Here is a 19,025-nt window from a genome sequence, read left to right as displayed (position 1 = left end):
GTCGGGCAGCTCCTCAAAGGTAGTTGAGCCGTCATCAGTTGGGGAGGGCGCGCGCGGAATTCATCCGGACGAGCTATCAAGTTGTGACGTTGACATCTTTGTGTCAGCGCCCTCCCCACATTCATCTGTTAATCCGGCATCCGCTGATCCGGCACCCCCGCCTCAGGAGCAGCGGGTCCCGTCGGCCGGCATCGTGCCCTCGGTCAGGTAGGCCTCCAGGGCCCGGTCGATGCAGACGTTGCCCTTGCCGAAGGCCCCGTGTCCCTCGCCGACCCGGGTGAGCAGGGTGGCACTGGCGAAGCCCTTGGCCAGCGCCTCGGCCGAGGCGTACGGGGTGGCCGGGTCGCCGGTGGAGCCGACCACCAGGATCGGGGCGGCGCCCTCCGCCCGGATGGTGTGCGGCTTCTCCGTGGTCTTGAACGGCCAGTAGGCGCAGCCGGCCTCGCTGTAGTCGTCCACGGTGGTGCCCTTGGACAGCAACGGCGCCTCGGCGGTCAGCCGGTCCACCGCCTGCTTGGCGTGCTCCGGAGTCGGTGCCGGGCGGGCCGCGTCGGCGCAGCCGATCGCGCCGTTGGACTCCTGCATCGGGCTGTAGTGGCCGTTCTCGTCGCGGCCGTTGTAGCCGTCGGCGGAGTCCATCAGGTAGTCGCCCTTGCCACGCACCATCGCCCAGCCCAGGGCGGCGCGCAGGTACTTCCAGGAGGTCTTCTCGTCGCCGTAGAGCACCGAGATGGCGCCGGTCCAGGCCTGGTCGCGGCCGAGCTTGCGGCCGTCCTTGACGGTCAGCGGGTGGTCGTACAGCCCGTCCAGGAAGTCGGCGGCCTTCTTGGCGGCCTTGGCCGGGTCCTTGCCGAGCGGGCACTCGTCGGCGTGGTTCTCCACGCAGTCGGCGGCGAAGCGCTCGAAGGACTTCTCGAAGCCGACCTGCTGGTCGACGCCGTGGTCCATGGTGTCCTGGGAGGGGTCGACGGCGCCGTCCAGGACGAGCCGGCCGGTGTTCTTCGGGAACTCCTCGGCGTACAGCGAGCCGAGGTAGGTGCCGTAGGAGATGCCGAGGTAGTTGAGCTTCTTGTCGCCGCTGACGGCGCGCAGCACGTCCAGGTCGCGAGCGGTGTTGCGGGTGCCGACGAACGGCAGCAGCCTGCCGGACTTGGCCTGGCAGGCGGCGGCGTGCTCGGTGGCCTGCTTGACGTGCTCGGCCTTGCGGGTCTCCAGGTCGAGCGGGGCGTCCTGCTGGTCGGCGGCGTCGCGCTGCTTGTCGTCGTAGCAGACGACCGGTGAGCTGTCCCCGGTGCCGCGCGGGTCGAAGCCGATGACGTCGAAGCGGTTGTGCATGGCGCCGGTGAAGTCCTTGGCGCCGTACTTGACCATCCCGACGCCGGACTCGCCCGGGCCGCCCGGGTTGACCATCAGCGAGCCGATCCGCTGGTCCGGCTTGGCGGCCGGGTACTTGACCAGGGCGAGGTCGATCGCGTCGGTGCCGGGGTTGGCGTAGTCGAGCGGGACGTGCAGCTTGCCGCACTGCATCCCGGATATGTCGATCTTGAGCTTCTCGGCCGTGGGGTCGGCCGGGCAGTCGGCCCAGGCGATCTGCTGGCCGTAGAAGGGTTGGAGGGCCGGGTCGGCCTCGCCGGTGGGCTTGGGCGTCGGGGTCGGCGGCGGGGTGGCCGTGGGGCTCGTGGTGCCGGGCGCGGAGGTGCCGGCGGCCTGGTCCTGGGACGGCTTGGCGGTGTCGTTGCACGCGGAGGTGAGGAGCAGGGTGCCTGCCGCCAGGGCGGTCAGCAGGACCCGTGGGCGGGCGGCCCGGAAGGTTCTCATCGCACGTGTGTACCACTGGCGGGTGACACGTTTGATCATGGCCCCCGGGCTGCCCGCCGGGGGCGGGTCAGGCGCGGTGGACCTTGTGGTTGGCGGCCTGGGCGCGGGGGCGGACGACCAGGAGGTCGATGTTGACGTGCGGGGGGCGGGTGACCGCCCAGGCCACGGTGTCGGCGATGTCCTCCGAGGTCAGCGGCTCGGCCACGCCGGCGTACACGGCCGCGGCCTTCTCCTCGTCGCCGCGGAAGCGGGTGACGGCGAAGCCCTCGGACTTCACCATGCCGGGGGCGATCTCGATCACCCGGATCGGCTCCCCGCACAGCTCCAGGCGCAGCGTCGCCGCGATGGTGTGCGCGGCGTGCTTGGCCGCGACGTACCCGCCGCCGCCCTCGTACGCGGCCAGCGCGGCGGTCGAGGAGAGCACCAGTACGGTGCCGTCGCCGGTGGCCCGCAGGGCCGGCAGCAGCGCCTGCGTCACGTGCAGCACGCCGAGCACGTTCACCTCGTACATGGCCAGCCAGTCGGCCGGGTCGCCGTGCTCGACCGTCTCGGCGCCGATCGCCCCGCCGGCGTTGTTCACCAGCACGTCGACCCGGCCGACCTCGGCCGCGAAGGCGTCCACGGCGGCCCGGTCGGTGACGTCGAGCGTGACCGCCCTGGCCGAACCGCCCCCGTCGCCGATCTCCTTGGCCAGCGCCTCGATCCGCTCGGTCCGCCGGGCGGTCAGCACCACGTCGAAGCCCTCGGCCGCCAGCCGGCGGGCGGTCGCCGCGCCGATTCCACTGCTGGCACCGGTGACCACGGCCACCTTCTGCTCGGTCATTGCCACTCCCTGGGGCTCATCCGGTCGTTCACCCGATCATCTCAACCGTGTCCGCGCCCGCGCCGCCCGGTCCCGCTCCAGGTCCTGTCCTACATTGCGAGGACCGACCGATGCCCCCGCCGATCCCGTGGAGGGACCTCATGGCAGCCGAGCCGCGCCGCGCCGAGTCAGGCTTCCCGATCGAGCCGCTGTACGGCCCGGAGGCGCTGGCCGACTGGGATCCGGCGAGCAGGCTCGGCCGGCCGGGGGAGTACCCGTACACCCGGGGCGTCTACCCGACGATGTACGCCGGCCGGCCGTGGACGATGCGCCAGTACGCGGGCTTCGGCACCGCCGCCGAGTCCAACGCCCGCTACCGGCAGCTGATCGCGGGCGGCGGCACCGGCCTGTCGGTGGCCTTCGACCTGCCCACCCAGATGGGCTACGACTCGGACGCGCCGCTCGCCGCCGGGGAGGTGGGCAAGGTGGGCGTGGCCGTCGACAGCGTCGAGGACCTGGCCGTGCTGTTCGACGGCATCCCGCTGGGCGGGGTGTCCACCTCGATGACCATCAACGCGCCCGCCGCGCTGCTCCTGCTGCTCTACCAACTGGTCGGCGAGGCCCAGGGGGTGGCGCCGGCCCGGTTGACCGGCACGGTCCAGAACGACGTGCTGAAGGAGTACATCGCCCGGGGCACGTACATCTTCCCGCCGCAGCCCTCGCTGCGGCTGGTCGCGGACGTCTTCCGGTACTGCCGGGCGGAGATCCCGCGCTGGAACACCATCTCCGTCTCCGGCTACCACATGGCCGAGGCCGGGGCGGATCCGGCGCAGGAGATCGCCTTCACGCTGGCCAACGGCATCGCCTACGTCCGTACCGCGATCGCGGCCGGGATGGCGGTGGACGACTTCGCCCCCCGGCTCTCGTTCTTCTTCGTGGCCCGGGTCACGCTGCTGGAGGAGGTGGCCAAGTTCCGTGCCGCCCGCCGGATCTGGGCCAGGGTGATGCGGGAGGAGTTCGGCGCGAAGGATCCGCGCTCGTGGATGCTGCGCTTCCACACCCAGACCGCCGGGGTGCAGCTCACCGCCCAGCAGCCCGAGCTGAACCTGGTCCGGGTCTCGGTGCAGGCGCTCGCCGCGGTGTTCGGCGGCACCCAGTCGCTGCACACCAACGGCTTCGACGAGGCGATCGCGCTGCCCACCGAGAAGGCCGCCCGGCTCGCCCTGCGCACCCAGCAGGTGCTCGCCCACGAGACCGACGTGACCGCCACCGTCGACCCGTTCGCCGGCTCGTACGCGGTCGAGTCGCTGACCGACGAGGTGGAGGCCGCCGCGCTGGCGCTGATGGCCCGGGTCGAGGAGCTGGGCGGCGCGGTGGCCGCGATCGAGCAGGGCTTCCAGAAGGCCGCGATCGAGCGCACCGCCTACCGGCTCCAGCAGGAGACCGACTCCGGGGAGCGGACGGTGGTCGGCGTCAACCGCTTCCGGCTGGACGCCGAGGAGCCGTACCGGCCGCTGCGGGTGGATCCGGCGGTCGAGCGGCAGCAGGCCGAGCGGCTGGCCCGGCTGCGGGCCGGGCGGGACCGCGTGGCCGTCGCCCGGGCGCTGGACGGGCTGCGCCGCACCGCGGAGGGGACGGGGAACGTGCTGTACCCGATGAAGGAGGCGCTGGCGGCGCGGGCCACCGTCGGCGAGGTCTGCGACGCGCTGCGGGAGGTGTGGGGCGTGTACGCCCCGGTGGAGAGTTTCTGACGCCTCGTCAAGAAGGGGTCGGCCGTGACCGCCGCTCCGGGCGATCGTTGCACAGGGCAAGCAATCGGGGAAGGCGGCTGAAACGAGATGTCATACCCACCTGTTCGGCCGGTATGCGCCCATCCGGGGACTAGTTTTCCAGAAGTCGGGCCAAATCCCCCCAACAGGCCTACCCTTGTTGAGATGAACCGTCCTGAGCCCGCTCAGCCGGGCGCCACTCTGGCCACCGCACGCCCCGCCGCCGAACTGCGCGCCCGGGTCCGGGGGCTGGAGTCCGAGCTGATCGCCTTCCGCCGTGACCTGCACCGGCACCCGGAGCTCGGCCGCCAGGAGTTCCGCACCACCGGCCTGCTCCGCGACCGGCTGGTGGCGGCCGGCCTGAGCCCCCGGGTGCTGCCCGGCGGCACCGGTCTGATCGTCGACATCGTCCCGGCCGGCACCGCCCCCGGCACCGAGTTCCTGGCCTTCCGTGCCGACATCGACGCGCTGCCGATCGACGACGCCAAGACCGACGTGCCGTACCGCTCGACCGTCCCCGGCCGGGCCCACGCCTGCGGCCACGACGTGCACACCGCGGTGGTGCTCGGCACCGCCCTGGTGCTGGCCGAGGCCGTCCGCACCGGCGAACTGCGCCGCCCCGTCCGGCTGGTGTTCCAGCCGGCCGAGGAGGTCCTGCCGGGCGGTGCGCTGGACGTGATCAAGGCCGGGGGGATGGACGGCGTCGGCCGGATCTTCGCGGTGCACTGCGACCCCAAGGTGGAGGTGGGCCGGATCGCCCTGCGCACCGGGGCGATCACCTCGGCCTGCGACCGCCTGGTGCTGCACCTGGACGGCCCCGGCGGGCACACCGCCCGCCCGCACCTGACCACCGATCTGGTGACCGCGATCGCCCGGATGGCCGCCGACCTGCCGGGCGCGCTGGCCCGCCGGATGGACCCGCGCTGGGGCGTCAGCCTGGTCTGGGGCCGGATCGCCTCCGGCTCCGCGCCCAACGTCATCCCGCAGCGCGCCGAACTGGAGGGCACCGTCCGCTGCCTGGAGCTGGACGGCTGGCGCGAGGCGCCCGACCTGCTGCACGAGCTGATCGCCAAGCTCGCCGAGACCTACCGGGCGAAGTGGACGCTGGACTACCACCGGGGGGTGCCGCCGGTGGTCAACGAGGCGGTCTCGGTCGCCCTGCTGGACGCGGCGATGACCGACCGGTTCGGCCGGGAGGGTGCGCAGGTGGTGGAGAGCACCGAGCAGAGCCTGGGCGGCGAGGACTTCTCCTGGTACCTGGAGCACGCCCCGGGCGCGCTGGCCCGGCTGGGCGTCCGCGCCCCCGGTGACACCACCGTCCGCGACCTGCACCAGGGCCGCTTCGACGCCGACGAGCGCGCGATCGGGATCGGCGTGGAGCTGTTCGCGGCGCTCGCCCTGGACGAGCCGCAGGGCTGAGCCGCGGGACTGAGCTGCGGAAACCGAACGGCAGAGCTGAGCGGTAGGACCGAGCCGCGGAAACCGAACAGCAGTACTGAGCCGCGGGATTGAGCGGCGCACACCGTCCTCGGACATCTCCTCGGGCACTGCGTGAACGCCCCCTCGGGCGACCGGCCGGCACCCCATCGCGGTGACCGGCCGGTTTACCGCCATCCGGGGTTATCGAACGGTTCCGTAGACTGGGCCGCAAAACCAGCTTTGGATCACCGTCCGCGCACGGGAATAGGGCCTTGGGAAGACCGTGAGACCACGGTTTGATAACAACCCGAATGGTCCGGCAGCCCGTAACCCAACCGTGTTCTACGCGCGTTACGGTGGCGTCCGACCACGCTAATCAGGTGCGTGTGAGAAGGAGATACTCCCTTGCGCCGTTCAATGAAGCTCGCTGCGGTTGTGCTCTCGGGTTCCCTGGGCATGGCCTCGCTCGCCGCTTGCGGCGCAAAGAGCACTGACAGCAACACCTCCTCCGGTTCGGGCGACGGCTCGATCAAGGTCGGTATGGCCTACGACATCGGCGGCCGTGGCGACCAGTCGTTCAACGACTCCGCCGCCCGCGGTCTCGACAAGGCCAAGGCCGAGCTCGGCGTCGCGGTCACCGAGGCCGACGCCAAGACCGGTGAGGCCGAGGCCGACAAGGAGACCCGCCTCAAGAACCTGATCGACGGCGGTTACAAGACGATCATCGCGGTCGGCTTCGTCTACCAGCAGGCGGTCGACAAGGTCGCCAAGGACAACCCGAACGTCAAGTTCGCGATCATCGACTCGAACGACAAGGACCAGCCGTCCAACGTCACGTCGCTGGTCTTCGCCGAGCAGGAGGGTTCGTACCTCGCCGGCGTCGCCGCCGCGAACAAGTCGAAGTCCAAGCACGTCGGCTTCATCGGCGGTGTGCAGACCGAGCTCATCAAGAAGTTCGAGGCCGGTTACAAGGCGGGTGTGAAGTCCGTCGACGCGAACATCCAGGTCGAGACCACCTACCTGACCACGCCTCCGGACTTCACCGGCTTCAACTCGCCCGACAAGGGCAAGGAGGCCGCGCAGGGCCAGCTCGACAAGGGCGCGGACGTCATCTACGCCGCCGCCGGCTCCTCCGGCAACGGCGCCATCGAGGCCGTCGCCAACAAGCCGGGTGCCCTGGCCATCGGCGTCGACTCCGACCAGGCCGCCCAGCCGGCCCTGGCGAAGTACAAGAACAGCATCCTGACCTCGATGGTGAAGAACGTCGACAACGCCGTCTTCTCCTACATCGAGTCGATCAAGAAGGGCCAGCCGTTCACCGGCATCAAGCTCTTCGACCTGAAGGCCGAGGGCGTCTCGCTCGCCACCACCGGCGGCAAGCTCGACGACATCCAGGACAAGCTGAAGGGCGCCACCACGGCGATCACCTCCGGCGCCACCACCGTCCCGACCGCGCCGGCCCAGTAAGGCCCGCGCGTCCCGGACGCACCGGCGACTGCCGCCTGCCCGGCAGCGCCATGAACGGCAAAGCATCACGGGAGGGGCCCGGCAGGGTGCGCTCAACGCGTACCCCCGGGCCCCGTCCCGTCCCCCCGTCTTCCCCTTGGCCCTCCCAGCGCAACGACGCGCCTCCAGACCACCAGGAGATCGCCATCACCGCATCCGACCCCGTCCCCCCGCGCGAGGACGGTACCCCCAGCGCGGGGACGGCGACATCGGCCGTCGAACTGCGCGGCATCACCAAGCGCTTCCCCGGTGTCGTGGCCAACCACGACATCAACCTCACCGTCCGCAGCGGTACCGTGCACGCCCTGATGGGTGAGAACGGCGCCGGCAAGTCGACGCTGATGAAGATCCTCTACGGCATGCAGAAGCCGGACGAGGGCACCATCGCGATCAACGGCGAGCCGTGCGAGTTCAACACTCCGGGCGACGCCATCTCCCGCGGCATCGGCATGGTCCACCAGCACTTCATGCTGGCCGACAACCTCACCGTGTGGGAGAACGTCGTCCTCGGCGGCGAGAAGCTCCACGGCATCGGCGCCAAGGCGAAGGCGAAGATCAAGGAGATCTCCGACCAGTACGGCCTGGGCGTGCGCCCGGACGCCCTGGTCGAGGACCTCGGCGTCGCCGACCGCCAGCGCGTCGAGATCCTCAAGGTGCTCTACCGCGGCGCCAAGATCCTGATCCTCGACGAGCCGACGGCCGTGCTCGTCCCGCAGGAGGTCGACGCGCTGTTCGACAACCTGCGCGAGCTCAAGTCCGAGGGCGTCACCGTCATCTTCATCTCGCACAAGCTGCACGAGGTGCTGGCGGTGGCCGACGCGATCAGCGTGATCCGGCGCGGCACCACGGTCGGCGACGCCGACCCGAAGGCCGTCACCGCCCGTCAGCTGGCCGAGATGATGGTCGGCGCCGAGCTGCCCTCCCCGGAGAGCCGCGAGTCGACCGTCACCACGAGCGAGATGCTCGACGTCAAGGACCTGCGGATCGCCAAGACCGACGCCGAGGGCATCGAGCGCGTCGTCCTCGACGACATCTCGCTGCGCATCCACAAGGGCGAGATCCTCGGCATCGCCGGCGTCGAGGGCAACGGCCAGGCCGAACTGGTCGAGGCCATCATGGGCATGCTGCCGCTGGACGGCGGCACCGTCACCCTGGACGGCAAGGACCTCTCCGGCTCGCTCACCCGGGCCCGCCGCGAGGCCGGCATCGGCTACATCCCCGAGGACCGCCACAAGCACGGCCTGCTGCTGGAGGCTCCGCTCTGGGAGAACCGGATCCTCGGTCACGTCACCGAGGCGCCCAACTCCAAGGGCGTCCTGCTCGACCCGGGCGCCGCCCGCAAGGACACCTGGCGGATCGTCGAGGCCTACGACGTCCGCACCCCCGGCATCGAGGTCACCGCGGCCTCCCTCTCCGGCGGCAACCAGCAGAAGCTGATCATCGGCCGCGAGATGAGCCACCAGCCCAAGCTGCTGATCGCCGCGCACCCCACCCGTGGTGTGGACGTCGGCGCGCAGGCGCAGATCTGGGAGCACATCCGGGTCGCCCAGCGGGCCGGCCTGGCCGTCCTGCTGATCTCCGCCGACCTGGACGAGCTGATCGGCCTGTCCGACACCATCCGGGTCATCTACCGCGGGCGCCTGGTCGCCGACGCCGACCCGGCCACCGTCACCGCCGAGGACCTCGGCACCGCCATGACGGGTGCCGCCAGCGGCCACCTCGAGTCCGATGCGGAGGCCGTCGAGCACTTCCACGAGATCCTCGCGGAGGGCACCGAGGCCGAATCCGACGCCGGCCCCACCGACACCGCCGACGACCCGCAGGCGGGGGAGTAACCCACATGACCAGTCCCAACACCGCCGCCAAGCGCAGCCTGGCGCAGCGGATCAGCGGTGAGCGGATCGTGCTCGCACTGGCGGCGCCGGTGCTCGCGGTCGTGCTCTCCGTCGTGATCTGCTCCGTCCTGCTGGCGACCTCCGGCAAGAACCCGTTCGACGCGTGGAACGTGATGCTCACGTACGCCACCAAGTCGGACGGCCAAGTGGCGATCCTCAACCGGTCCACCACGTACTACCTGGCCGCCGCGGCCGCCGCCTTCGGGTTCCGGATGAACCTGTTCAACATCGGCGTCGAGGGCCAGTACAAGGTCGCGGCGCTGTTCGCGGCCTTCGTCGGCGCCAAGGTCGACCTGCCGGCGATCATCCAGATCCCGCTGCTGCTGGTCACCGCCATGCTGGTCGGCGGCCTGTACGCGAGCATCGCCGGTCTGCTGAAGGTCTACCGCGGGGTCAGCGAGGTCATCTCGACCATCATGCTGAACTCGATCTCGATCGCGGTCGTCGGCCTGCTGCTCGTCCCCGGCATCTTCGCGCCGAAGACGAGCACCACCAGCAACTCGATCCAGACCGCCCCGATCTCGCAGTCCAGCCACTTCTTCTCGCTGGAGACGGCGGGTGGCCCGCTCTGGGGCTTCATCTTCATCGCCGCCCTGGTCGGCGTGGTCTTCCAGTTCACCCTGACCCGCACCCGCTTCGGCTTCGATCTGCGGGCCACCGGCCGCTCGGAGTCGGCCGCGACCGCGTCCGGCGTGAACGTCAAGCGCATGGTGGTCATCTCGATGGTGGTCTCCGGCGCGATCGCCGGTCTGATCGGCATGCCCGAGCTGCTGCAGAACTCGTACTACTACGGCCAGAGCTTCCAGTCGAACCTGGGCTTCCTCGGCATCTCGATCGCCCTGCTCGGCCGCAACAGCCCGATCGGCATCGCCTTCGCGGCCCTGCTGTTCGCTTTCCTGGACACCACCGGCTCCCAGCTGCCGCTCCAGGGCGGCTTCCCCTTCGAGATCGTCGACGTCATGAAGGGCACCATCGTCATCTGCGTCGTCGTCGCCTACGAACTGGTGCGCCGCTACGGCCTGAAGCGCCAGCAGCAGAAGGTCGGCGCCCAGCTCGCCGCCCAGCTCGCGGCTCAGCTCGCGGCCACTGAGAAGAAGGAGGTGTCCGCATGAGCACGGCTACCGCCGCGCGTCCCAAGGCGCCGGGCGCGCCCACCAAGAAGCGCAAGATGTCCTGGCCGGTGGTGCTGCTGCTGATCGCGGGCGCCCTGGTCCTGTTCTCCGCCGTGGGCATGGCCACCGGCAACCACGCGCTGACCTCCTCCGGCCAGATCACCGCCGCGCTCAGCGCCGCCGTGCCGATCGGCATGGCCGGTCTGGGCGGTCTGTGGTCGGAGCGGGCCGGCGTGGTCAACATCGGCCTCGAAGGCATGATGGTCGCCGGCACCTTCTGCGGTGCCTGGGCCGGCTACCTGGTCAACCCGTGGGTCGGCCTGCTGGCCGGCATGCTCGGCGGCGCGCTCGGCGGTCTGCTGCACGCGCTCGTGACCGTCACCTTCGGCGTCGACCACATCGTCTCCGGCGTCGGCATCAACCTGCTGATCCCCGGCATCTGCGCGTACGTCAACCGGATCTACTACAAGGACTACATCGCGGTCGGCGCGGGTGCGAACCAGTCGCCGCCGGCGGATCCGCTGCCCTACATCACCGTCCCCGGGCTGTCCTCCGGGCTGAAGAGCATCGAGGGCCACCACTGGTTCCTGGTCTCGGACGTGGCCGGCGTGCTCGGTGGCCTGGTCACCAACATCTCGGTGGTCGTGCTGCTGGCCGGCGCGATGATCGTGGTCAGCTACTTCGTGCTCTGGCGCACGGTGTTCGGCCTGCGGCTGCGCTCCTGCGGTGAGAACCCGACCGCCGCCGAGTCGCTGGGCGTCAACGTCTACAAGTACAAGTACCTCGCGGTCATCGCCTCCGGCGCCTTCGCCGGCCTCGGCGGTGCGTACCTCTCGCTGGTCGCGGCGCACTTCTACAAGGACGGCCAGACCCTCGGCCGCGGCTTCATCGGCCTCGCCGCGATGATCTTCGGCAACTGGATGCCGGGCGGCCTCGCCATGGGCGCCGGCCTGTTCGGCTTCACCGACAGCCTCCAGCTGCGCGACCCGGAGTCGGTGCACGTGCTGATCCTGACCGTCGCCATCGCGATGGCGCTGCTCGCGCTCTGGCAGCTGTACCGGCGCAAGTTCACCGGCGCGGCGATCTCCTTCGTGGTCGCCGGCGGTCTCGGCGCCTGGTACGCGCTCACCGACGAGGTGCAGCGCCCGCTGATCGTCGCCACGCCGTACGTGATCACCCTGGTGGTGCTCTCGCTGGCCTCCCAGCGGCTGCGCATGCCGAAGGCGGACGGCCAGATCTACCGCAAGGGCCAGGGCAAGTGACGGCGCCTGCGGCGTCGGCCGCGATCGACTGGGAGCGGCTGCGCGCGGCCGCGCGCGAGGCGATGACCCACGCGTACGCCCCGTACAGCAAGTTCCCGGTCGGCGCGGCCGCGCTGGTGGACGACGGGCGGCTGGTCACCGGCTGCAACGTCGAGAACGCCTCGTACGGGCTCGGGCTGTGCGCCGAGTGCGGGCTGGTGTCCACGCTGCACGCCACCGGCGGCGGCCGGCTGACGGCCTTCACCTGCGTCGACGGCGCGGGCGAACTGCTGATGCCGTGCGGGCGCTGCCGCCAGCTGCTCTACGAGCACGGCGGGCCGGAACTGCTGATCGAGCTGCCCTCGGGGATCCGCCCGATGACTGAGGTCCTGCCCGACGCGTTCGGGCCGGAGCGGCTCTAGCTTCGACAATTGTTACGCGCGTAGAGTGTCGCGAGTGGGCCGGAACCCGGTCATCTCGCGACACTCTTCGCTTTTGAAACCCCTCTTGGAGCACGCATGGACGCCATCTCCGTCATCAGGACCAAGCGCGACAGCGGAGAACTGAGCGACGCTCAGATCGACTGGGTCATCGACGCCTACACCCGCGGCGAGGTCGCCGACGAGCAGATGTCCGCCCTGGCCATGGCGATCCTGCTGAACGGCATGAAGTCGCACGAGATCAGCCGCTGGACCGACGCCATGATCCGCTCCGGCGTCCGGATGGACTTCTCCTCGCTGCCGCTGCCCACCAGCGACAAGCACTCCACCGGCGGCGTCGGCGACAAGATCACCCTCCCGCTCGCCCCGCTCGTCGCCGCCTGCGGCGCCGCCGTCCCGCAGCTCTCCGGCCGCGGCCTCGGCCACACCGGCGGCACCCTCGACAAGCTGGAGTCCATCCCCGGCTGGCGCGCCCTGCTCTCCAACGAGGAGATGCTCGACGTCCTGCGCTCCACCGGCGCGGTCATCTGCGCCGCCGGTGACGGCCTCGCGCCCGCCGACAAGAAGCTCTACGCGCTGCGCGACGTCACCGGCACCGTCGAGGCCATCCCGCTGATCGCCTCCTCGATCATGTCCAAGAAGATCGCCGAAGGCACCGGCGCCCTGGTCCTGGACGTCAAGGTCGGCTCCGGCGCCTTCATGAAGAACCTCGACAACGCCCGCGAACTCGCCCGCACCATGGTCGGCCTGGGCACCAACGCCGGCGTGAACACCGTCGCCCTGCTCACCGACATGTCCACCCCGCTCGGCCTCACCGCCGGCAACGCGCTGGAGGTCCGCGAGTCGATCGAGGTGCTGGCCGGCGGCGGCCCCGCCGACGTCGTCGAGCTCACCCTCGCCCTCGCCCGCGAGATGCTCGCCGCGGCCGGCGTGCACGGCAAGGACCCGGCCGACGCGCTGCGCGACGGCTCCGCGATGGACCACTGGCGCCGCATGATCGCCGCCCAGGGCGGCGACGTCGACGCCCCCCTCCCGGTCGCCCGCGAGCAGCACGTCATCCCGGCGCCCGCCTCCGGCGTCCTCACCGAGCTCGACGCCTACGCCGTCGGCGTCTGCGCCTGGCGCCTCGGCGCCGGCCGCGCTCGCAAGGAGGACCCGGTCCAGGCAGGCGCCGGCGTCGAGATGCACGCCAAGCCCGGCGACACCGTCGTGGCCGGCCAGCCCCTGCTGACCCTGCACACCGACACCCCCGAGCGCTACGACTACGCCATCGAGGCACTGGCGGGCGGCATCGAGGTCTCCCCGGCCGGCACGGCCTTCACCCCGAACCCGATCGTCCTCGACCGCATCGCGTGACCGCGTGATTACCCCATGTGCGGCAGCGTGCCCTACGCTGCCGCACATGGGAGTTGACCGCTTCACGGTCGAGATCGAACCGGAGGGGGGTGGCGATGCATGAGGGACCGACGAGGAGCCCGCACCCGGGTTGCCGGGTGCGGGCTCCTTCCGTGTGCTCGGGCCCGGTCGGCCGGTGTCCTGCGGGTGCGGGTTCAGGCGTAAGTCCGCAGGACGCTGGTGTCGAGCGTCCAGGGGCCGACGGTGATCTTGTCGCCGAAGACGAAGTCCTTGCGGCGGGTGTAGCCGGGCTCGTCGTGGACGATGCCGGTGCCCTTGCGGGGATCGACCAGGAGGTACAACGGGATGCCCATCGCCGCGTAGTCGCGGACCTTGTTGTGGTAGTCGTTCTCGGGGTTGGACTTGGAGACGATTTCCACGACGAGAAGGATCTCGTGGGGGAGGAAGGCCGGGTCGTCGTCGTCCAGCGCCGCGTCGGGGAACACCATCAGGTCGGGATTCCGAAGCCGACCGAGGCCGACGTCCTCCAGGTCCGCGCCACCGTGGGCGATGTAGCCGGGGTGGGTCTGCGGTAGCTGGGCATTGAGCTGTTGAGCGATCCGCAGTACCGCGAGTTCGTGCCGTTTGACCGGCGACAGCATCAGGACGACCGCTCCGTCGGCGATCTCGACCTTCCCCAGCCCCGGCAGCCGGGGAAGCTGATCGGCGATCTCCCGCAATCGGGCGTACGCCGCCGGATCAACGCTCATGCCCGGAGTGTATCGGCGGTGGTCGTCGGGGGCGGTTGAAGACGTCGTGGGTGCCGATTCGGCGCCAGACGATGTGCGGTTCCTCGCCCTGGAGGGGGAGGCCGTAGTGGAAGGTGGCACGGCCGTCCGGGGCCCAGGTCAGCTCCCAGATGTCCGGGTGGCCCTGCATCTTCTTCACGCGCAGGCCGCGTCGGAAGCCCTGACCGGCCCGCAGGTCGGTGACGAACTGGGCGACGGCGACGAGGAATGCGGCCTTCTGTGCGGGAGTCAGGCCCTTCCAGTCACGGAGGAAGTGGGCCGGCGACTCATGCGTCGGCACGGCGCTTGATCTCCTCCAGGTCCAGGCCGCCCTCGTCGGCGAGGGACTGCAGGAAGGCGTCGCCGTCCTGGAAGACCTCGCCGCGGTCGCCCTCGGCGATCGCCTCGTCGACCTCCTGCTCCTTCTCCTGCCAGGCGGCGCCCCAGAACCACGCCTGGTCGTCGGGGATCACGGAGGCGGGGGTCAGCACGATGCGGCCGTCCTCGACGGCGACCACCAGTTGGTCGCCCTCCTGGAGGTCCAGTTGCTCCCTTATCTCCTGCGGGATGGTGACCACGCCCTTCTTCCGCACGGGTGTGGACACCAGGTGGGGGCGACGACGGCGCTTGAGGTCTGCCATGGGGAAAGTCTACCTGGCGGAAAGTCTGCCCAGTCGGTTCCGTTGCCGGGCCGTGTGGGCCTGGCGGGTGGCGTAGAGGGTGACGGCGGCGGCGAGGGTCATGGCGGTGAGGCCTACGGTGGCGGCGCCGGGCCAGCCGGTGGCGTGGTAGGCGTCGGCGCCCAGGGTGCCGCCGAGGCTGTTGCCGAGGTAGTAGGCGATCAGGTAGAGCGCGGAGGCCTGGGCGCGGCCCTCGGTGGCGGTGCGGCCGACCGCTGAGGAGGCGGTGGCGTGGCCGGCGAAGAAGCCGGCGGTGATCAGGACCAGGCCGAGCAGGGCGCAGACCAGGGACTCGGTGAGGGAGAGCAGCAGCCCGGCGGCGGTCACGCCGATGGAGACGTAGAGCGCGCCGCGGCGGCCGAGTCGGCCGGCGAGGCGGCCGGCCGCGGCGGAGGTGCCGGTGCCGACCAGGTAGACGACGAAGATCGAGGCGGCGACGGACTCGGGCAGGTGGAACGGCGCCGAGATCAGCCGGTAGCCGACGGTGTTGTAGACCGCGCCGAACACGGCCATGAACAGCAGCCCGAGCGCGTACAGCCGCACCAGCAGCGGGTTGCGCAGGTGTCGGCCGACGGTGCGGGCCAGGGCGCGGGCGTCCACCGGGGCCGGGGTGAAGTGCCGGGCGGCGGGGATCAGCAGCCGGAAGGCGAGTGCGGCGAGCAGGGCGAGGGCGGCGGAGGCGGCGAGGCCCCAGCGCCAGCCGAAGGCCGCGGCGGTCCAGCCGGAGAGCAGTCGACCGCCCATGCCGCCGATGCTGTTGCCGGCCACGTACAGGCCCATCGCGGAGGCCAGGGCGCTGGGGTGGACCTCCTCGGCGAGGTAGGCCATGGCGGTGGCGGGCAGCCCGGCGAGCGCGGCGCCCTGGAGGACGCGCAGCACGACGAGGGTGGTGAGGTCGGGCGCGAACGGCAGGGCGAGGGCGAGGGTGGCGGCGGCGAGGGTGGAGGCCGTCATCACGGCGGTGCGGCCGTACCGGTCGGACAGGGCGCTGGCGGGGAGCAGGGCGAGCGCGAGTCCGAGGGTGGCGGCGGAGGCCGTCCAGCTGGCCTGGCCGGGGGTGAGGTCGAGGTCGGCCGAGAGGATCGGCAACAGGCCCTGGGTGGAGTAGAGCAGGACGAAGGTCGCGACTCCGGCGGCGAACAGGGCGAGGTTGGCGCGGCGGAAGGCACGCTGGCCGGGGCGGTGGCGGTCGTCGTGCGAGGTGGCGGGGGCGGGGGCATCCGGGGTGGTCACGGATGCCCTGGTATCGGCGGGCTGCATGTCGTCGACGGTAGGCGCGCTGCGGTTGATGCGTCCAATGCATGAACGGTGGATGATCGATGCGTTGTCGTATGAGTCGAGGTGGTGGCGGGATGGCCGGGGCGGACCGGGCGGACGTGACGGACGGCACGGAGCCGTGGTACCGGGTGGCGGAGTTGGGGCCGGACGAGCCGGCGGTGCTGCTGGCGCCCCGGCTGGCCCAGTTCGCGGCGGTGGCCCGGCTGGAGCACGTGACGCGGGCGGCCGCGCTGCTCGGGGTGCCGCAGCCGACGCTGTCGCGGGCGGTGGCCCGGCTGGAGGAGGAGCTGGGTGTGGACCTGCTGGCCCGTCAGGGCCGGACGGTCCGGCTGACCAGGGCCGGCCGGCTGCTGCTGGCCTCGGTGGAGCGGGCGCTGGCGGAGGTCGAGCGGGGGGCGGAGGCGGCCCGGGCGGAGGCCGATCCGGCGGCCGGGCGGGTGGCGTTCGGCTTCCTGCACACGATGGGGACGGACGCGGTGCCGGCGTTGCTGCGCGGGTTCCGGGCGGGGCATCCGCAGGTCCGGTTCCAGCTGGTGCAGGACTACGTCGGGGCGATGCTGGAGCGGTTGCGGGCGGGGGAGTTGGACCTCTGCCTGGTCGCGCCGCTGCCGGACGATCCGGCTTTCACGGCCCGCCCGCTGGACGAGCAGCGGCTGCACCTGGTCGTCCCGGCGGACCACCGGCTCGCGGGCCGGCGGCGGATCCGGCTGGCGGAGGTGGCCGAGGAGCCGTTCGTCGGGCTGGAGCAGGGGTACGGGCTGCGCGCGATCACGGACGGCTTCTGCGCGCAGGCCGGGTTCGTGCCGCGGCTGGCCTTCGAGGGGGAGGAGGCGGAGACGCTGCGCGGGCTGGTCGCGGCCGGGCTGGGGGTGGCGCTGCTGCCGCCGGCGCTGGTGCCGCGGCCGGGGGTGGTGGAGCTGGAGGTGACGGCGCCGCGCACCCGGCGGGCGATCGGACTGGCCTGGGCGGCGGGGCGGCCGCTGACCCCGCCGGTGGCGGCGTTCCGGGACTTCGTGCTGTCCCGGCGGGGCCGGTTGCTGCAGCACGATTGAGCCGCAACTGGGCCGAATGTGCCGGGGATGGCCCGGACGGTGGAATTCCCGGTGGACTTTCGCCGAACCGGCCGTGTTAACAGTGGTGGGTCTACGCGCGTAGGGGCTATATTTCCGCAATGGAGAAGCAGATCCCTGTCACCGCCGCGGGCGCCGGCCCGCGCATCCCCACCCCCGACCAGATCCGCCGCGCGCCGAAGGTGCTGCTGCACGACCACCTCGACGGCGGGCTGCGCCCGGAGACGGTCGTCGAGCTGGCCGCCGCGGTCGGCTACGAGGGCCTTCCGACCACCGACGCCAAGGAGCTCGGCGAGTGGTTCCGCGAGGCCGCCGACTCCGGCTCGCTGGTCCGCTACCTGGAGACCTTCGCGCACACCTGCGCCGTGATGCAGACCCGCGAGGCCCTGATCAAGGTCGCCGCCGACTGCGCCGAGGACCTGGCCGCCGACGGCGTCGTGTACGCCGAGGTCCGCTACGCCCCCGAGCAGCACCTGGAGGCCGGCCTGTCCCTGGACGAGGTCGTCCAGGCCGTGAACGAGGGCTTCCGCCTCGGCGAGGCCAACGCCCGCGCGGCCGGCCACCGGATCCGGGTCGGCACCCTGCTGACCGCGATGCGGCACGCCGCCCGCTCCACCGAGATCGCCGAACTGGCCAACCGCCACCGGGACCAGGGCGTCGTCGGCTTCGACATCGCCGGCGCCGAGGCGGGCCACCCGCCCACCCGCCACCAGGCCGCCTTCGACTACCTCAAGGGCGAGAACAACCACTTCACCATCCACGCGGGCGAGGCCTTCGGCCTGCCGTCGATCTGGGAGGCCCTGCAGTGCTGCGGCGCCGACCGGCTCGGCCACGGCGTGCGGATCGTCGACGACATCACGGTGGCCGAGGACGGCAGCGTCGAGCTCGGCCGGCTGGCCGCGTACGTGCGCGACAAGCGCATCCCGCTGGAGATGTGCCCGACCTCCAACCTCCAGACCGCGGCGGCCACTTCGTACGCCGAGCACCCGATCGGGCTGCTCAGCCGGCTGAAGTTCCGGGTCACCGTGAACACCGACAACCGGCTGATGAGCGGCACCAGCATGAGCCGCGAGTTCGGGCACCTGGTGGAGGCCTTCGGCTACACGCTGGGGGACATGGAGTGGTTCACGGTGAACGCGATGAAGTCCGCGTTCCTGCCGTTCGACGAGCGGCTGGCGATGATCAACGACGTGATCAAGCCGGGGTACGCCGAACTGAAGGCGGAGTGGCTGTTCAGCTCGGGCACCGGCGACAGCTGAGCGGCCCGGCCCGTTCGAATGGTCGGGTGAACGCCCACGTCTCGAAAGGGAGTTGGCGTTCATCCGATTACTCACTCGGGTGAGTGAACACCCTTTGGTCCTCGCGTGGCCCACTCACTACGGTGTGCCCGTCCATGCTGACAGGCCGTGGCGGCGGTAGCCCGTCCGCCCCGTCCCGATGTCGGCCACCGACGACGACCCAAGGGACGAACCATGAAGCAGGCTCTCAAGGCCGCCGGCACCGCGGCGCTCGGCATCGCCATCGCGGCGGTGGGCGCCGGTACCGCCGCCGCCGCCCCCGCGCCCGGCGGCCTCGGGCTGCCCACCGGCGCGGTCACGAACCCCGCGGTGACCGGCGCGGTCACCGACACCGCCGCCAAGCTGCCCGGCGGCGACAAGGTCACCGGCACGCTCGGCACCCTCACCCCGGCCGCCGGCCAGGCGGCGCCCGCCCCGGCCGCCGAGGCCGGTGCCGCCACGCGTGGCGCCATCCCGACCATCCCCGGCATCGACAAGACCCCCATCGGCGGGCTGACCCACACCCTGCCGCTGCCGGGCCTGGCCGGCTGACCTGGCCGCAGGCACGACGGCGGGCCGCCCGCCCCGGTGATCC

At 71.5% G+C, this 19,025-nt stretch carries 17 protein-coding genes; 11 read left to right on the top strand and 6 right to left on the bottom strand.

The window, feature by feature from the left end:
• Positions 1–162 precede the first annotated feature (162 nt).
• Positions 163–1,818, bottom strand: coding sequence for an alpha/beta hydrolase (locus tag ACFWPT_RS36315; protein ID WP_380487048.1), 1,656 nt, complete (start codon positions 1,816–1,818; stop codon positions 163–165).
• Between the two features lie 67 nt (positions 1,819–1,885).
• Positions 1,886–2,641 (bottom strand): SDR family oxidoreductase, encoded by a 756-nt coding sequence (locus tag ACFWPT_RS36310; protein ID WP_363369213.1) that lies wholly within the window; start codon positions 2,639–2,641, stop codon positions 1,886–1,888.
• Between the two features lie 140 nt (positions 2,642–2,781).
• On the opposite strand from ACFWPT_RS36310, the gene ACFWPT_RS36305 reads away from it, so the two are divergent.
• The 8 genes from ACFWPT_RS36305 (at position 2,782) to ACFWPT_RS36270 (ending at position 13,358) form a co-directional block, all read left to right on the top strand.
• Positions 2,782–4,371, top strand: a complete 1,590-nt coding sequence (locus ACFWPT_RS36305; RefSeq protein WP_380487046.1) for a methylmalonyl-CoA mutase — start codon at positions 2,782–2,784, stop codon at positions 4,369–4,371.
• A 183-nt stretch (positions 4,372–4,554) separates the two neighbouring features.
• Positions 4,555–5,808 carry an amidohydrolase gene (locus ACFWPT_RS36300; protein WP_380487044.1) on the top strand — a complete coding sequence of 418 codons (1,254 nt, stop codon included), beginning with the start codon at positions 4,555–4,557 and terminating at the stop codon, positions 5,806–5,808.
• A gap of 405 nt (positions 5,809–6,213) precedes the next feature.
• Entirely contained in the window at positions 6,214–7,275 is a 1,062-nt protein-coding gene (locus ACFWPT_RS36295; RefSeq protein WP_380487042.1) for a BMP family protein, read from the top strand.
• A 347-nt stretch (positions 7,276–7,622) separates the two neighbouring features.
• Positions 7,623–9,149 carry an ABC transporter ATP-binding protein gene (locus ACFWPT_RS36290; protein ID WP_380370280.1) on the top strand — a complete coding sequence of 509 codons (1,527 nt, stop codon included), beginning with the start codon at positions 7,623–7,625 and terminating at the stop codon, positions 9,147–9,149.
• A 5-nt stretch (positions 9,150–9,154) separates the two neighbouring features.
• Entirely contained in the window at positions 9,155–10,321 is a 1,167-nt protein-coding gene (locus ACFWPT_RS36285; RefSeq protein WP_380487040.1) for an ABC transporter permease, read from the top strand.
• Positions 10,318–11,583, top strand: coding sequence for an ABC transporter permease (locus tag ACFWPT_RS36280; protein ID WP_380487038.1), 1,266 nt, complete (start codon positions 10,318–10,320; stop codon positions 11,581–11,583). Before ACFWPT_RS36285 ends, ACFWPT_RS36280 begins: the two co-directional genes overlap by 4 nt.
• Positions 11,580–11,984 (top strand): cytidine deaminase, encoded by a 405-nt coding sequence (locus ACFWPT_RS36275; protein ID WP_380487036.1) that lies wholly within the window; start codon positions 11,580–11,582, stop codon positions 11,982–11,984. Before ACFWPT_RS36280 ends, ACFWPT_RS36275 begins: the two co-directional genes overlap by 4 nt.
• 96 nt (positions 11,985–12,080) lie before the next feature.
• Complete coding sequence (locus ACFWPT_RS36270; protein WP_380487034.1) at positions 12,081–13,358, top strand: thymidine phosphorylase; 1,278 nt, start codon at positions 12,081–12,083, stop codon at positions 13,356–13,358.
• A gap of 194 nt (positions 13,359–13,552) precedes the next feature.
• Here ACFWPT_RS36270 and ACFWPT_RS36265 read toward each other — a convergent pair whose 3' ends face one another.
• The 4 genes from ACFWPT_RS36265 to ACFWPT_RS36250 are packed head-to-tail and all read right to left on the bottom strand — an operon-like array spanning position 13,553 to position 16,065.
• A complete protein-coding gene (locus ACFWPT_RS36265) occupies positions 13,553–14,107 on the bottom strand; it encodes a Uma2 family endonuclease (RefSeq protein ID WP_380487032.1) in 555 nt (184 codons plus the stop codon).
• Positions 14,097–14,426, bottom strand: a complete 330-nt coding sequence (locus tag ACFWPT_RS36260) for a hypothetical protein (protein ID WP_380370236.1) — start codon at positions 14,424–14,426, stop codon at positions 14,097–14,099. The genes ACFWPT_RS36265 and ACFWPT_RS36260 overlap by 11 nt, the downstream gene beginning before the upstream one ends.
• Positions 14,413–14,766 (bottom strand): AbrB/MazE/SpoVT family DNA-binding domain-containing protein, encoded by a 354-nt coding sequence (locus tag ACFWPT_RS36255; protein WP_380487030.1) that lies wholly within the window; start codon positions 14,764–14,766, stop codon positions 14,413–14,415. The genes ACFWPT_RS36260 and ACFWPT_RS36255 overlap by 14 nt, the downstream gene beginning before the upstream one ends.
• A 9-nt stretch (positions 14,767–14,775) precedes the next feature.
• Positions 14,776–16,065, bottom strand: a complete 1,290-nt coding sequence (locus tag ACFWPT_RS36250) for an MFS transporter (protein ID WP_380487028.1) — start codon at positions 16,063–16,065, stop codon at positions 14,776–14,778.
• A gap of 92 nt (positions 16,066–16,157) precedes the next feature.
• On the opposite strand from ACFWPT_RS36250, the gene ACFWPT_RS36245 reads away from it, so the two are divergent.
• The 3 genes from ACFWPT_RS36245 (at position 16,158) to ACFWPT_RS36235 (ending at position 18,982) form a co-directional block, all read left to right on the top strand.
• On the top strand, positions 16,158–17,135 hold the full coding sequence (locus ACFWPT_RS36245; protein WP_380487026.1) for a LysR family transcriptional regulator: 978 nt from the start codon (positions 16,158–16,160) through the stop codon (positions 17,133–17,135).
• Positions 17,136–17,254: 119 nt separating this feature from the next.
• Positions 17,255–18,412 carry an adenosine deaminase gene (locus tag ACFWPT_RS36240; RefSeq protein WP_063349058.1) on the top strand — a complete coding sequence of 386 codons (1,158 nt, stop codon included), beginning with the start codon at positions 17,255–17,257 and terminating at the stop codon, positions 18,410–18,412.
• A gap of 213 nt (positions 18,413–18,625) precedes the next feature.
• Positions 18,626–18,982 (top strand): hypothetical protein, encoded by a 357-nt coding sequence (locus ACFWPT_RS36235; RefSeq protein WP_063349059.1) that lies wholly within the window; start codon positions 18,626–18,628, stop codon positions 18,980–18,982.
• Positions 18,983–19,025: the final 43 nt, after the last annotated feature.

Source organism: Kitasatospora sp. NPDC058478 (assembly GCF_042720345.1).
GTDB lineage: Bacteria > Actinomycetota > Actinomycetes > Streptomycetales > Streptomycetaceae > Kitasatospora.
The sequence above is the reverse complement of the archived record's forward strand: the minus strand, read 5'-3'. Positions and strand labels throughout refer to the sequence as shown.